This is a genomic window from Streptomyces rishiriensis, assembly GCF_030815485.1.
GTDB lineage: Bacteria > Actinomycetota > Actinomycetes > Streptomycetales > Streptomycetaceae > Streptomyces > Streptomyces rishiriensis_A.
Window position 1 is genome coordinate 4,654,971 of sequence record NZ_JAUSWV010000002.1, and the last position, 14,223, is coordinate 4,669,193.

Here is a 14,223-nt window from a genome sequence, read left to right on the forward strand (position 1 = left end):
GCGCTCGTTAGACTGAGCCGACCCGCAGTACAAGGGCGTATGTGCGGAAACAGACAAACTGAGCGAGGAGCGCACGTGGGCCTTGTCGTGCAGAAGTACGGAGGTTCCTCCGTAGCCGATGCCGAGGGCATCAAGCGCGTCGCCAAGCGGATCGTGGAAGCGAAGAAGAACGGCCACCAAGTGGTCGTCGTCGTTTCCGCGATGGGCGACACGACGGACGAGCTGATCGATCTCGCCGAGCAGGTGTCCCCGATGCCCAGCGGCCGGGAATTCGACATGCTGCTGACCGCCGGAGAGCGGATCTCCATGGCCCTGCTGGCGATGGCGATCAAGAACCTGGGCCACAGCGCCCAGTCGTTCACCGGCAGCCAGGCAGGCGTCATCACCGACTCGGTCCACAACAAGGCCCGGATCATCGACGTCACGCCCGGGCGCATCCGGACCGCGCTGGACGAGGGCAACATCGCCATCGTCGCCGGGTTCCAGGGTGTCAGCCAGGACAAGAAGGACATCACCACGCTGGGACGTGGCGGGTCCGACACCACGGCCGTCGCCCTCGCCGCCGCGCTCGACGCCGAGGTCTGCGAGATCTACACCGACGTGGACGGCGTGTTCACCGCCGACCCGCGCGTGGTGAAGAAGGCGCGGAAGATCGACTGGATCTCCTTCGAGGACATGCTGGAGCTCGCGGCCTCCGGATCCAAGGTGCTGCTCCACCGCTGTGTGGAGTACGCCCGCCGCTACGACATCCCGATCCACGTCCGCTCGTCCTTCAGCGGGCTCCAGGGCACGTGGGTCAGCAGTGAGCCACTCGTCAAGACACAGCAGCAAGGGGAAAAGCCGGTGGAGCAGGCCATCATCTCCGGTGTCGCGCACGACACCTCCGAGGCCAAGGTCACGGTCGTCGGTGTCCCGGACAAGCCGGGCGAGGCCGCCGTGATCTTCCGGACGATCGCCGACGCCGAGATCAACATCGACATGATCGTGCAGAACGTGTCCGCGGCCGCGACCGGCCTGACGGACATCTCCTTCACGCTGCCCAAGGCCGAGGGCCGCAAGGCCATCGACGCCCTGGAGAAGAACAAGTCGGGCATCGGCTTCGACTCGCTGCGCTACGACGACCAGATCGGCAAGATCTCCCTCGTCGGCGCCGGGATGAAGACCAACCCGGGCGTCACGGCCGACTTCTTCAAGGCCCTGTCCGACGCGGGCGTCAACATCGAGCTCATCTCGACGTCCGAGATCCGCATCTCGGTCGTGACGCGCGCCGACGACGTCAACGAGGCCGTGCGCGCCGTGCACACCGCCTTCGGGCTGGACTCCGACAGCGACGAGGCCGTCGTCTACGGGGGCACCGGCCGCTGATGGCCGACAAGGTGCGTCCGACCCTCGCGGTCGTGGGAGCGACCGGGGCCGTCGGCACGGTCATGCTCAGGATCCTGTCCCAGCGGGCCGACATCTGGGGCGAGATCCGGCTTGTCGCCTCCCCGCGCTCGGCCGGCCGCAAGCTGGCCGTGCGGGGGGAGGAGGTCGAGGTGGTGGCCCTGTCGGAGGAGGCCTTCGACGGGGTCGACGTCGCCATGTTCGACGTGCCCGACGAGGTCGCGGCGCAGTGGGCGCCGGTCGCCGCCGCCAAGGGCGTGGTCGTCGTCGACAACTCCGGCGCCTTCCGGATGGATCCGCAGGTGCCGCTGGTCGTCCCGGAGGTCAACGCGCACGCGCTGCGGTCCCGGCCGCGCGGGATCGTCGCCAACCCCAACTGCACGACGCTTTCGATGATCGTCGCCCTGGGCGCGCTGCACGCCGAGTACGGGCTGCGCGAGCTGGTGGTGTCGTCGTACCAGGCGGTGAGCGGTGCCGGACGGGCCGGGGTGGACACCCTCCGGCGGCAGATCGCGCTGGTCGCCGGCACCGAACTGGGGACCAACCCCGGTGACCTGCGGCGGGCCGTCGGCGACGCCACCGGTCCCTTCCCGGAGCCGGTGGCGCTGAACGTCGTCCCGTGGGCCGGGTCGCTGCGCGCGGACGGCTGGTCGTCGGAGGAGATGAAGGTGCGGGACGAGTCCCGCAAGATCCTCGGGCTGCCGAAGCTGCCGGTCGCCGTGACCTGTGTGCGCGTCCCGGTGGTCACCACGCACTCCCTCACCGTCCACGCCCGCTTCCAGGACGAGGTCACCGTCGAGGGCGCCCGCGAGATCATCGCGACGGCGCCCGGTGTCGTCCTGTTCGACAACCCGGCGGCCGGGGAGTTCCCCACGCCGGCCGACGTGGTCGGCACCGACCCGACCTGGGTGGGCCGCGTACGACGGGCCCTGGACGACCCGACGGCGCTGGAACTGTTCGTGTGCGGGGACAATCTGCGCAAGGGCGCCGCGCTGAACACCGCGCAGATCGCCGAGCTGGTGGCGGCCGAGCTGGCCTGAGGCGCTCGCACCGGCGGCGGCGAGGCGCTTCCCGGATAAAAAGCGCTGACCAGGGCTTGGTGGGTTTGTAGGATCTCCAGTGCAATGTGAGCCGGTCGTCGGTCCGAACCACTTGTATCGGACACCTTTGGCATCCGAAGATTTTCCTCCCCGCTCTCCGCAACCGTGCGCAGGGCGGGGAGCGTCTTTGCGGTCACCCTGCGGGGTGTGCGCAGACGTGTGAACGATCACAGCGTTCGGGGACGCGGTGGTCCGGGCGTGGGGACGCCCGTTCATATGGCATATAGGGGAAGAGCGGGACACATGAGACGGGTGCGCGGGGCCTTGGTCGACGCGAAAGAGACGCCGGACGCGTACAACCCCCACGGGGGGATGTGTGTCCAACTGGCGTGGCAGAGGTACTCGAACTCCCAGTGGCGCCCCGCGGCGCGGCCCTTCGGCCGCCGCGAGCCGTCCTCCGACCCCGCATGCCCGGCACGCCCGGCGGCATGCCGGTGATCGCGCCCATGCCCGCAGCGCGGCCCGCCCGCGTCCCCAGCCAGCGTGACGGCGCCGAAGCCGCCGAAGCGACCGTCGCCGCCGAGAACGCCGAGGCGGCCGGCACCACCGTCGACCACCTCACCGAGACCTACCGGGCCCACTACCGCTCGCTGCTCGGTCTCGCCGCCCTCCTCCTCGACGACACCGCCTCCTGCGAGGACGTCGTCCAGGAGGCGTTCATCCGCGTCCACTCCGCGCGCAAGCGCGTCCGCGACCCGGAGAAGACCCTCGCCTACCTGCGTCAGACGGTCGTCAACCTCTCCCGTTCCGCCCTGCGCCGCCGCATCCTCGGCCTGAAGCTGCTCTCCAAGCCGATGCCGGACATGGCCAGCGCGGAGGAGGGCGCCTACGACCAGCTGGAGCGCGACTCGCTCATCAAGGCGATGAAGGGCCTGCAGCGCCGTCAGCGCGAGGTCCTGGTGCTGCGCTACTTCGCCGACATGACCGAGGCCCAGGTCGCCGCGACCCTCGGCGTCTCCCTCGGCTCGGTCAAGGCCTACGGCTCGCGCGGCATCGCCGCCCTGCGCATAGCCATGGAGGCGCCGGCGTGAGCGGGGAAGCCGAAGGGCAGGGCCCACACGGGAGCCACGACAGTCACGAGCGCCACGAGCCGTTCGCCTGGCACGAGCCGACGGGCTCGTCGCGTACACAAGAGCCGAAGCAATCGCACGCTGGGAACTCAACCGTGAACCACCACCTCGACGACCAGAGCCCGGACGGGCTCGACTCGGACGAGCTGGCACTGCGCCGGATGCTGCACGACGCCGTCCAGGAGATGGAGCCGCGCGACGGCTCGCTGGACCACCTGCGGCGGGCCGTGCCCGTGCGGCGGGCCCGCAAGCGGCAGGCGGCCGTCGGCATGGCGGCCGCGGCCCTCTTCCTCGGCACCGCCGTCCCGGCCGTACTGCACGTCTCGAACGCCGGCGGCTCCGACGCCAACCCTTCCATCGCCGGCCAGGCCTCACAGGCGCAGGGGGGCACGGATCAGGGCAAGGACCCCGACGGCGGCTCCTCGGGCAAGGTCGGCGACTCCTCCGGCGCGACCGGTGAGCAGGGCAAGGACGGCGCCACCGACTCCGGCCAGGGCAAGGAGTCCGCGAGCGGCACCGCCTCGGGCGGCGCCGGCCCCACCTCCGAGTCCGCGGCGAGCGCGCCCGCCTGCACGACGGACCAGCTCGAGGCCGGCACCCCCGGCGTCGACGTCCCCGACTCGGCCGGCACCGTCTACGGCACCTTCCACGTCCGGAACGCCTCCGGCGCGACCTGCACCGTCAGCGGCGCCGTCACCGTGACGTTCACCGCCCAGGGCGCGGCCGACGCCTCGAAGATCACCGTCGTGGAACACACCTCCGGGGACGCGGCGGCCGGCCTGCCCGACCCCTCCCTCTACGTCTCCCAGCACGCGCTCGCCCCCGGCTCGGCCTACGAGGTGAAGTTCGCCTGGGTGCCCTCCGAGACCTGCCCCGGCACGGGCGGCAGCAGCGGCGGCGACAGCGGCGGCTCGGCGTCCCCCTCCCCGACCCCGACCGAGCAGTCGAGCACGACCGGCGAGACCACCTCCGGCACCGCGGCCCAGCTGTACACCGAGGACGGCACGGCCGACGGCAGCGTGAACGTGTCGTACACGGCCGAGAGCGGCTCCCCGACGAGTGTGGCCACGGTGTCCGGCGCGTGCGCGGGGACCCTCTACCGGACGGGCGTGCTGGCGTCTTCCTGAACCGGCTCCCGGCGGTCGGCCGATCCGGCGCCGGGCTCCTCCGGGAGGATGCCGAGCTCCGCGTCCCGCGCGAACTCCACCTCGCGGCGCAGCAGCCGGAACCACATGAACACCACGAACCCGGCGAAGACGAACCACTCGCCGGTGTAGCCCAGGTTCTGGAACGCCTTCAGGTCGAGCCCCGTGTCGGCCGCCGCGGTCGCGGGCACCGCCGTCATCCCCGGGTCGGCGGTGTCGAGCGTGATCCAGGCGTCGTAGAGGTCGTACGGCACCAGGTTGACCAGTGACGCGGCGCTGATCACCGACGTCTGTCCGGTCGGCAGACCGCCCTGTGCGCTCACTCCGTTGTCGCCCGGCGTCTCGGAGGCCTGGAGCGTGCCGGTGACGGTGACCTGGCCGGCCGGCGGCTTCGGGGCCTTCGCGGAGTCGGCGCTGCCGGGCAGCCAGCCGCGCACCACGGGCAGCGCCTCGCCGCCGTCGGTGCGCAGCAGGGTCAGCACGTAGTACCCGTCCCTGCCGTCCAGCTGGCGGTCGGGCACCAGCAGCTGCGTGCCGTAGTGCCCGGTGGCGGTGGTGCGCCGGCCGGAGGTCGCCTTGTCGACGGGCAGCAGCTCGGCCAGCGGTCGCGCCGCCTGCGTGCGGGCGGACTCGGCCTGTTCCTTCGCGCTGCGGTGGTCGTCCACCCGCGCCTCGAACCGGCTCAGCTGCCAGGACCCCATGAACACGCAGAAGGGGATGGCCAGCAGCACGAAGACGTTGATCCCCCACCAGCGGGGCGTCAGCAGGAACCGGTACACGCCCTCCACGGTACGGGGCGGGCGCCGGGCGGCGACCCGCGGGGTGAGGCTCGGCCGGGTTCATCCGTGGGAAGAAGGTGCGAAGTCGGTGGGAAGTTATCCACAGCCTGGGGACCCTGGCGTCCCAATGTCGTCAAGGACGGGCAGTATGGGGTCATGACTGAGAGCAACGGGTCCGCCGCACCCGAGCAGTACGAGGAGATGCCGGACTGGGAGAAGCGCTTCCGGGCGCCCCGGGTGTCGCTGCCCGACTGGGCGCAGGACGCGCCTGACCGCTCCCTGTTCGTTTCCAATGCGACGGGGACGTACGAGCTGTACGCCTGGGACCGGGCCACGGGCCACCAGCGCCAGGTGACCGACCGGGCCAACGGCACCACGGACGGCGTGCTCTCCCCGGACGGCGCGTGGATCTGGTGGTTCGACGACAAGGACGGCGACGAGTTCGGCGTCTGGCGCCGTCAGCCCTTCGACGGCGGAACCGACGAGCCCGCCACCCCGGGCCTGGACGCCTCCTACCCGGCGGGCCTCGCCCTCGGCCGGGACGGCCGTACCGCGGTGGTCGGCCGCTCCACGGACGAGGAGGGCACGACGATCCATGTGACGCGGCACGGCGAGCCCCCCTTCGAGCTGTACCGCCACCGGGAGTCGGCCGGCGTGGGCGACCTCTCCCACGACGGCGCCCTCGTCGCCGTCGAGCACACCGAGCACGGCGACGCGATGCACTCCGCGCTGCGGGTCCTGCGCCTCGACGGCTCGAAGGTCGCCGAGCTGGACGACACCAAGGGCGGCGCCGAGGAGCTGGGCCTGGAGGTGCTGGGCTTCGCCCCGGTCGACGGCGACACCAGGCTGCTGATCGGTCACCAGCGCCGAGGCCGCTGGGAGCCCCTGGTCTGGGACGTGGCCACCTGCTCGGAGACCGACCTGGACCTGGACCTGCCGGGCGACGTCAGCGCCGAGTGGTACCCGGACGGCTCGGGCCTGCTCATCGTGCACAGCTTCGAGGCCCGCAGCGAGCTGTTCCGTTACGACCTCGCGAGCGCCGCGCTCGAGCGGATCACGACCCCGCCGGGCACGGTCTCCGGGGCCACGGCCCGCCCGGACGGCAGCGTGGAGTACCTGTGGTCGTCCGCGGCCCGGCCGCCGGCGGTCCGCTCGACGACCGGCGAAGTCGTCCTGGACCCGCCCGGCATGAAGTCCCCCGGCTCGGTCCCGGTGGAGGACGTGTGGGTGGAGGGGCCGGGCGGCCGCATCCACGCACTGGTCCAGCGACCCGTCGGCGCCACCGGCCCGCTGCCCACCGTCTTCGACATCCACGGCGGCCCGACCTGGCACGACAGCGACGCCTTCGCCGCTGCCCCGGCGGCCTGGGTGGACCACGGCTACGCGGTCGTCCGCGTCAACTACCGCGGCTCCACCGGGTACGGCCGTGCCTGGACGGACGCCCTGAAGCACCGGGTGGGCCTGATCGAGCTGGAGGACATCGAGGCGGTGAGGGAATGGGCGGTGGGCTCGGGCCTCGCCGACCCCGCCCGGCTGGTCCTCACCGGCGGCTCCTGGGGCGGCTACCTCACCCTCCTCGGCCTCGGCGCCCAGCCCGACGCCTGGGCCCTGGGCATCGCCGCCGTCCCCGTCGCCGACTACGTCACGGCCTACCACGACGAGATGGAGGCCCTGAAAGCGATGGACCGCACGCTGCTCGGCGGCACCCCGGAGGAGGTCCCGGAACGCTTCGAGATCTCGTCCCCGCTGACGTACGTCGACAAGGTGCGGGCCCCCGTCTACATCTCGGCCGGTGTGAACGACCCCCGCTGCCCCATCCGCCAGATCGACAACTACGTCAAGCGCCTGGAGGCCAGGGGGGCGGTGCACGAGGTGTACCGCTACGACGCGGGCCACGGCTCACTGGTGGTGGACGAGCGCATCAAGCAGGTAAGACTGGAACTGGAATTCGCGGAGCGCCATCTGCCCCGCTGACCTACTGACCTCCAGCCCCTGGGCGCCTTCGGACTCCCGTGTCCGAACCTTTCGACTCCTCCGGCGCCCAGGGTTCCCCTGCCCGGCCTCAGCCCCTCGGGCGCCCAGGGTTCCCCTGCCCGCACCCTCGGCCTCTCGCGGGCTCCCGGCCTCCCGTGCCCGGCCCTCAGCCCCTGCGGCGTTTGAGGAGCGGGGGTCCGGGGGCGGAGCACCCCGGGGACGGGAAGGATAGGGGCGGCGGGGGCGAGGAACCCTCCGGGCGGGGCGGAAGCCAGCCCCGGTCAGCCCCGGCGCCTGCGGCGCAGCAGGTCCGCCAGGCCCCGCCGGGTAGCGGCCAGCACCACCCGATCCGAGCCCCGCAGGACATACGTGTCCGCCAGATCCCACACCAGCCCCGACCCACCCTGCGGTTCCCGCCCCCTGTCCAGCGCCAGCACCCGCCAGTACCCCGCCCGAAACGCCTCCCCGACCGTCTTCCCCTCCAACTGCGCATGCCCCCCGACCCGCAGCGCGGCGAACAGCAACACCCGCCGCTCCACCGGGATCGCCCCCAGGATCTGCCGCCCCATCATCGCGCCGGCGAACGACGGCGCCGCGAGATGGGTCACGCTCCGGCTCCGGGTCAGCGCCTGCGGATGCGCGGCCCGCAGGGTGCGGTAGACGGCGGTCGCGAAGTCGTCGTCGTACAGCCGCAGCACGACCCGCAGGTCGGGCCGCAGCGACCGCGCGTACAACGCGGCCTCCAGATTCGTCGTGTCGGAGCTGGTCACCGCGAGCAGCGCGTGCGCCCGGTGGATCTTCGCCGCCTCCAGCACCCCCTCCTGCGTGACGTCCCCCAGCACCACCGGCACCCGAAGCCGGCGCGCCACCGCGAGCCCCCGCGCGTCCGGCCCCGCCTCGACGCACACCACGGGGATGTTCAGCTCACGCAACCGTGTCAGCACCCGCGTGCCGATCTTGCCCAGCCCGAGCAGCACGACATGTCCGCCGAGCCCCCGGGGCGGCCGGCGCAGGGCTCCCGTCCCACGGAACGTCCCGAGCGCCTCCAGCACCGCCGCCAGCAGCACCGGCAGCAGCAGCAACCCCATCAGCCCGGAGAGGAGCTGGAGAACCTGGCGTTCGGTGGTGGCCCCGACGGCCGGGTCGTTGATGGCGAACAGATCCAGCAGCGTCAGGTACAGCGCCCCCAGCGGGTGGATGCCGGTCACCAGCCACAACGCCACCGCCAGCGCGAACACGCACCCGACCAGTCCGGCCAGCGACCACCGCAACCGCCGCGAGAACAGCGAGGCGAACGGCGCCACGACCCCGACGCCCCGCCCGGCGGGCAACGCGGGCCCGGCGGAGTAGGCGACCTGCTCCAGGACGACGGACCCGCGCCTGCCGGACACGGCCGCCTCCCGTACGGCCGCCGCGTCGGGCAACAGCAGCGGCCCCTGCTCGCCGCTGGCCTCGGAACCGTCCGCGAAGGCCGGGTCGCCGGCATCGGCGGAGAGCAGAGCGAGCGTGGGCAGGCCCGGCGGGTCGGACTCCCCGGGGCCGGTCGGCGGCCGCTCCACCGCGCGCAGCAGCAGCCCGTCCGTCTGGACGACCTTGCTGGTGCCGACGACGGCGGTCGCGGCGAGCGCGGGGGCCGCGGTGTCGGCGTCGGACAGCACGGTGGTCGAGGCGTCACCGGAGAACGCGTCATAGGCGTCCCCCGCCCCACCCGCGCTTTCGGCGGCCAACGCGGCTGCCTGGTCGAGGAGTTCCTCGATGTGCTGGCCCAATCGCCGGTTGTAGAGCCGCAGAACGAGGCGCAGCCGGGGGTTGAGCCGACGGGCCGTGAGGGCGGCGCGGATGTTGGTCTCGTCGTCGTCGTACACGAGCGCCAGCGCGGCGGCCCGCTCCACACCCGCCTCGGCCAGCACGGCCTCGGTGGCCTCCACGGCCTCCAAGATCCGCTGCCCGTCGGCCGGTTCGCCCAGGACGGTGGGCGTGCCGTTGCCCGCCGCCCGGTTGACGGCCGCGTTCACCACCCGGTCGAGCAGCGCCGCCGACACGGCGCGGGCCCGTCCCACGACCGGCGGCCGTACCGTCCGCTCGGCGGGCGGCACGACAAGCGTGACCTGCTCCTCGTACACCCCCCGCAGCTCGGCGGCGAGCCGGTGCGCCAGACCGTCGTCACCGCACACCACCATGTGCGCGCCGGCGGCACCCGGCGGCCGACCCTGATTCGGAACGCTCACGAGGGAGAAGACTGCCTCACCGAGGCGGGAGGTTCCACGGATGAGATGAACACGGGTGAACAACCCGTACGGAACCCCCGTAAGAAAGGGGAGGGGATGCGAGAAACAGGCGTCAGGGAGAACACGGAAGCCGGAGGTGCGCGAGCCGTGGCCATCACCAGAGCGGCCCCGCCCGAGGAGGGCGCCCGCCGGGACCGACCGCAGGCCCCGCCCGCGCCGCCCGAAGAACCCGCGCGCCTCACCTCGCCCCTGGTCCTCACCATGGTGCTGCTCCTGATGGTGCTGCTGCAGAGCCCCATCCGCCGCGCGCTGTCCGCCCCGGTGATGCAGAGCTGGACGACGGTGTTCGTCGCGGTGGTGGTGCAGGCCCTGCCGTTCCTGGTGCTGGGGGTGCTGCTGTCGGCGGCGATCGCGGTCTACGTACCGCCCTCCTTCTTCGCCCGCGCCCTGCCGGCCCGCCCAGGGCTCGCCGTCCCGGTCGCCGGGGCCGCGGGCGCGCTGCTGCCGGGCTGCGAGTGCGCGTCGGTCCCCGTGGCCGGCGCCCTGGTCCGCCGGGGCGTGGCCCCGTCCGCGGCCCTCGCGTTCCTGCTCTCCGCCCCGGCGATCAACCCCATCGTGCTGACGGCGACGGCCGTCGCCTTTCCCCGCAACCCCGAGATGGTCGCGGCCCGTTTCGTCGCCAGTCTGCTCGTGGCGTGCGTGATGGGCTGGCTGTGGCAACGGCTGGGCCGCACGGACTGGTTGCGTCTGCCGGCCCACGCGCCGCACGAGGGGGAGACGAAGGGCGCCGCGTTCTGGGACTCGGTCCGGCACGACGTGATGCACGCGGGCGGCTTCCTGGTCCTGGGCGCGATGGCGGCGGCGACCCTGAAGGCCGTCGCTCCGGAGAGCTGGCTGCGCACGGCCGCGGAGAACCCGGCGGTCGCCGTCCTGACGCTGGCCGTTCTGGCGGTCGTCCTCTCCATCTGTTCGGAGGCGGACGCGTTCGTCGCCGCGTCCCTGACCCAGTTCTCGCTCACGGCCCGGCTCGCCTTCCTGGTGGTCGGCCCGATGATCGACCTCAAGCTGTTCGCGATGCAGGCGGGCACCTTCGGCCGGGGCTTCGCGCTGCGTTTCGCCCCGGCGACCTTCGTGCTGGCCATCGGGTCGGCGGCCCTGACGGGATGGGTGCTGCTGTGAACCGACAGTCCCAGGCGGCCGTTCTCTTCCTCCTCGGCGCGGCCCTGCTGCACGCCGGCACCACCGACCTGTACCTCCGCTACGTCAAGTCGGGCCTGCGTCCGCTGCTGCTGGCGTCCGGCGCGATCCTGATCGTCACGGCGCTGGCGACGGCGTGGTACGAGCACCGCAGGACGAGGACGAGGACGAGGACGAGGACGAAGGGCAGGCAGGAGCGGCAGTACCGGCACGAAACCGACGTGGAAACGCACGTCCGCTCCGAACGCGCCGACCCCGACCACGCCCGTCCCGACCACGCCCACCCCGAACCCTGGGTTTCCTGGCTTCTGATCCTTCCTCTGCTCGCGCTGATCCTGGTCGCGCCGCCGGCCCTGGGCTCGTACAGCGCGACCCGCACGGGCACTGCTCTCCAGGAGCCCCTCGCCTACCCGTCCCTCCCCGCCACGGATCCGCTGCCCCTGAGTGTCGTCGACTACGCGGGCCGAGCCGTGTACGACCACGGCCGCACCCTCGCCGGCCGCGAAGTCCGCCTGACCGGCTTCGTGGCCCTGGACCACGAGGGCACGCCCTATCTGGTCCGCATGGCCCTCAACTGCTGCGCCGCCGACGCCCAGCCGGTCAAGGTCGGCCTGACGGGCGACATGCCCCCGGTCCTCCAGCCGGACACCTGGCTGACCGTCACCGGCACCTACACCCCTCGCACCACCCACGACCCGGTCAACGACGGCCCGATCCCCTTCATCGAGGTGACCACCGCGAAACCGACTCCGGCCCCCCGGGACCCCTACGACGAGTCGTGGAACAACTGAGGGCGCCACTCTCCGCGATACAGCTCGGTTAAGGCACCCTCAACCTCTGGTGGCCGGACGGTGAGCGCCTCATGATGGGGACCATGACGGCGGCCTCGCGTGCCTTGACACGACTGGCGACCTGGCCGGACCTCGCGGAGGTCCGCCCCAGCTGCGGCACCGGTCGGGCGTTGCGCTCGGGCGGGGTCGAGATCGCGCACTTCCACTCCGACCAGAGTGTCGACCTGCATCTCACGGGCAAGGCGATCCACCGGTTCGAGAGGGACCTGCGGCACTCCACCGCGATCCGGCTGCTGCCCGGTTCGCCCTGGGTGACCGTCCATCTGGAGTGCGAGACGGACATCGACCTGCTCATGACGCTGGTCAGCGCCGCCCTCCAGGCCCACCAGAGGCACCCGGCCGTGGACATGACCGCCCTCCCGCGCTGTAACGAGGACCGGGAAGTGGCGCTCACCCGCGAGACCGCCGGCGGCATCTAGACGTCCGCATCCCTGTCACCCGGAGCCGGGCGGCCCTCCGGGCGCCTACGCGTGCGGCGATCGCGGCGGCCGCCGGTGAACACCCCGTCAGGGAACACCCCGTCGTCAGGTGAACACCCCGTCGTCAGGTGAGCAACCCGTCACGAGGCGACCCGCCCCGGGCGTCTGGTGAGCTGATGACCCGTCAGTTATGGTCGCCCTATCGTGCCGATGCCCGGTGCCGGAGCCCGGTGCCGATGCGAAACGGATGCCGATACGGAAGGGGCGAGTGCCATGGAGAGCGACCCGGACCGTCCGACCCGACGTTCCCCCAGCCCTCAGCCACCGGGCGAACCCCGTTGGGTGGCGATGTTCCACGACCCGGTCTCGGGGTCCTGGCGACCGGGCGCCGAATCCCCCGACCGCACGCCCGTGCTGTACGCGATCGGCGAGATGACGCAGGTCAAACGGGCCCGGGGCGACGAGGTCGCCGTCGCCCTGTGGGGCCCGCAGGACGGTGAGTGGCAGCGCTTCGACCCGTCCCCGGCCGCGATCGCCCCGGAGGCCGCGCCCCCGCCGCCGGGCGACGGCGCCGCGCGGCCCGGCCACGCCAGGCTCGCGGAACGCATGGAGGACCGTCGGCAGCAGGTCCTCATGGCGGGCCTGAGCAGGGCCGGCCTCTACGACCTCGCGCCGGACGACGAGAGGGCCGTCCGCACCCTGGTCGACCAGGTGGACGAGGCCACGCTGCGCAGGGTCGCCCACTGGATGGCCCTGGCCGGCGGGCCGGTTGAGTGAGCCGGCCGCAGGGCAGACACCTCGTATGACGGTCTCCGTGAACCGCGAACTCTGTTACGGCTCCGGCGAATGCGCCTTCCGCCTGCCCTCCGTCTTCACCACGGCGGACGGCCTCGGTGCCGTCGTGCCGGGACGCGAGGACACGGGCGACGACCCGGAGGTGCGGGACGCGGCCGAGCGCTGCCCTTCGCAGGCCATCAGTCTCTAGGGGTGCCCCGGGGCGGGTAGCTCCAGCGGAAGGACTCCAGCGCCCGGGTCCGCGCCTCCACCACCGCCATGCGCGCCTCCCGTTCGGCGGGGTCGACATGCGCGGACCGGCTCGTCACCTGACCGTCCCACTTCCGGTAGAGCAGCCCGGTCCGCGCCGAGAACCAGCCGCGGCTCACCGAGTTGAGCGCCAGCAGGACGCCGGTGTCCTCGGACGCCGGCAGGGCCATCCAGCCGCCGAGCGCGGTGAGCAGGTCCCGCCGTACGAAGAGACTCGCGGGGTGCACCGGCGCGCGGAAGTCGTTCGCCTTCCAGTGGTCGAGTACGGCCCCCCGCTCGATCGGCCCCTCGGCGGGATCGCCGGGGAAGCCGACCGTGGAGCCGTCCGGCATGAGGTCGCGGGCGCTCGAGGTCGCCCAGCCGAGGCCCGGATCGCGTTCGAGGGCGGCGAGGTCGCGGGCGAGGGTGCCGGGCGCGAGCCGGTCGTCGGCGTCCAGGACTTTCACGTACTCGCCTTCGGCGTGCGCGAGCGCGATCGTGCGGGCTACTCCCGGCCCGCCCGGGCGTCCCTGACGGAAGGTCACCCGGGGGTCGTCGGGGACGCGGGGCGCGACCTCGTCCGTCGTGCCGTCCTCCTGGATCACCCAGTGCCAGTCCCAGCCGGCGGGTAACTCCTGCGCGCACAGGGACTCGTAGGCCTCGGGCAGATAGCGGGCCGAAGGCGCGTGCACGGCGGTGACGATGACGATGCGCCGGCTCACGAGGACACTTCCCGGCAAAGTACTGGGAGTCCGAGGCGCCCTGAGCGCTCGCACCCCTCGCTGTCACGGACCGCGATCACTTTGCTGGGTATCGGCACGCCGCCAGCCTACGACTCCCGGTCGCCGGAACTCACCGAGGGTGCACCGGGGCGCACCGGCACGGGCCGGCCGGGAAGGGGACGGGGAAGAGCCGGGAGCGGAGCGGGAGAAGGGCAGGAAAAGGCCCGGTCGCTGGCGACGGGGGATGCACCAGCGACCGGGCTATGGCCAAGGCTAACAAGGCTGCCGGGCCGGCGGGAGCCGACTTCTCAGCTGCCCTGCCGTTGTGATCG

General features: G+C 72.6%; 13 protein-coding genes. 10 read left to right on the forward strand and 3 right to left on the reverse strand.

What is annotated here, in order from left to right; genetic code table 11:
• Window positions 1-75: 75 nt before the first annotated feature.
• The 4 genes from QF030_RS23230 to QF030_RS23245 all read left to right on the forward strand — a co-directional run bounded on the left by QF030_RS23230 (window position 76) and on the right by QF030_RS23245 (window position 4,680).
• Complete coding sequence (locus QF030_RS23230; RefSeq protein ID WP_307164571.1) at window positions 76-1,365, forward strand: aspartate kinase; 1,290 nt, start codon at window positions 76-78, stop codon at window positions 1,363-1,365.
• Window positions 1,365-2,423 carry an aspartate-semialdehyde dehydrogenase gene (locus QF030_RS23235; protein ID WP_307164572.1) on the forward strand — a complete coding sequence of 353 codons (1,059 nt, stop codon included), beginning with the start codon at window positions 1,365-1,367 and terminating at the stop codon, window positions 2,421-2,423. Before QF030_RS23230 ends, QF030_RS23235 begins: the two co-directional genes overlap by 1 nt.
• Window positions 2,424-2,890: 467 nt before the next feature.
• Window positions 2,891-3,514: a SigE family RNA polymerase sigma factor gene (locus QF030_RS23240; RefSeq protein ID WP_307164573.1), complete on the forward strand. Its 624-nt coding sequence runs from the start codon at window positions 2,891-2,893 to the stop codon at window positions 3,512-3,514.
• Window positions 3,515-3,648: 134 nt separating this feature from the next.
• Window positions 3,649-4,680, forward strand: a complete 1,032-nt coding sequence (locus tag QF030_RS23245; protein WP_307164574.1) for a hypothetical protein — start codon at window positions 3,649-3,651, stop codon at window positions 4,678-4,680.
• Here the strand turns inward: QF030_RS23245 and QF030_RS23250 are convergent.
• Entirely contained in the window at window positions 4,650-5,477 is an 828-nt protein-coding gene (locus QF030_RS23250) for an SURF1 family protein (protein ID WP_307164575.1), read from the reverse strand. The genes QF030_RS23245 and QF030_RS23250 overlap by 31 nt on opposite strands.
• 156 nt (window positions 5,478-5,633) lie before the next feature.
• Here QF030_RS23250 and QF030_RS23255 point away from each other — a divergent pair, with 156 nt between their 5' ends.
• Window positions 5,634-7,451, forward strand: a complete 1,818-nt coding sequence (locus QF030_RS23255) for a S9 family peptidase (protein ID WP_307164576.1) — start codon at window positions 5,634-5,636, stop codon at window positions 7,449-7,451.
• A 281-nt stretch (window positions 7,452-7,732) separates the two neighbouring features.
• On the opposite strand, the gene QF030_RS23260 is transcribed toward QF030_RS23255, so the two are convergent.
• Complete coding sequence (locus QF030_RS23260) at window positions 7,733-9,631, reverse strand: NAD-binding protein (RefSeq protein WP_307167664.1); 1,899 nt, start codon at window positions 9,629-9,631, stop codon at window positions 7,733-7,735.
• Between the two features lie 195 nt (window positions 9,632-9,826).
• Between QF030_RS23260 and QF030_RS23265 the strand changes: the two genes are divergently transcribed.
• The 5 genes from QF030_RS23265 to QF030_RS23285 all read left to right on the forward strand — a co-directional run bounded on the left by QF030_RS23265 (window position 9,827) and on the right by QF030_RS23285 (window position 13,131).
• Window positions 9,827-10,858 (forward strand): permease, encoded by a 1,032-nt coding sequence (locus QF030_RS23265; protein WP_307164577.1) that lies wholly within the window; start codon window positions 9,827-9,829, stop codon window positions 10,856-10,858.
• Window positions 10,855-11,667, forward strand: coding sequence for a TIGR03943 family putative permease subunit (locus QF030_RS23270; RefSeq protein ID WP_307164578.1), 813 nt, complete (start codon window positions 10,855-10,857; stop codon window positions 11,665-11,667). The genes QF030_RS23265 and QF030_RS23270 overlap by 4 nt, the downstream gene beginning before the upstream one ends.
• An 83-nt stretch (window positions 11,668-11,750) precedes the next feature.
• A complete protein-coding gene (locus QF030_RS23275; protein WP_307164579.1) occupies window positions 11,751-12,146 on the forward strand; it encodes a luciferase domain-containing protein in 396 nt (131 codons plus the stop codon).
• A 273-nt stretch (window positions 12,147-12,419) separates the two neighbouring features.
• Window positions 12,420-12,923 (forward strand): hypothetical protein, encoded by a 504-nt coding sequence (locus QF030_RS23280; protein WP_307164580.1) that lies wholly within the window; start codon window positions 12,420-12,422, stop codon window positions 12,921-12,923.
• A gap of 25 nt (window positions 12,924-12,948) precedes the next feature.
• Window positions 12,949-13,131, forward strand: a complete 183-nt coding sequence (locus tag QF030_RS23285) for a ferredoxin (RefSeq protein ID WP_307164581.1) — start codon at window positions 12,949-12,951, stop codon at window positions 13,129-13,131.
• Here QF030_RS23285 and QF030_RS23290 read toward each other — a convergent pair.
• Window positions 13,121-13,891, reverse strand: coding sequence for a glycosyltransferase family 2 protein (locus QF030_RS23290; RefSeq protein WP_307164582.1), 771 nt, complete (start codon window positions 13,889-13,891; stop codon window positions 13,121-13,123). The genes QF030_RS23285 and QF030_RS23290 overlap by 11 nt on opposite strands.
• Window positions 13,892-14,223 lie beyond the last annotated feature (332 nt).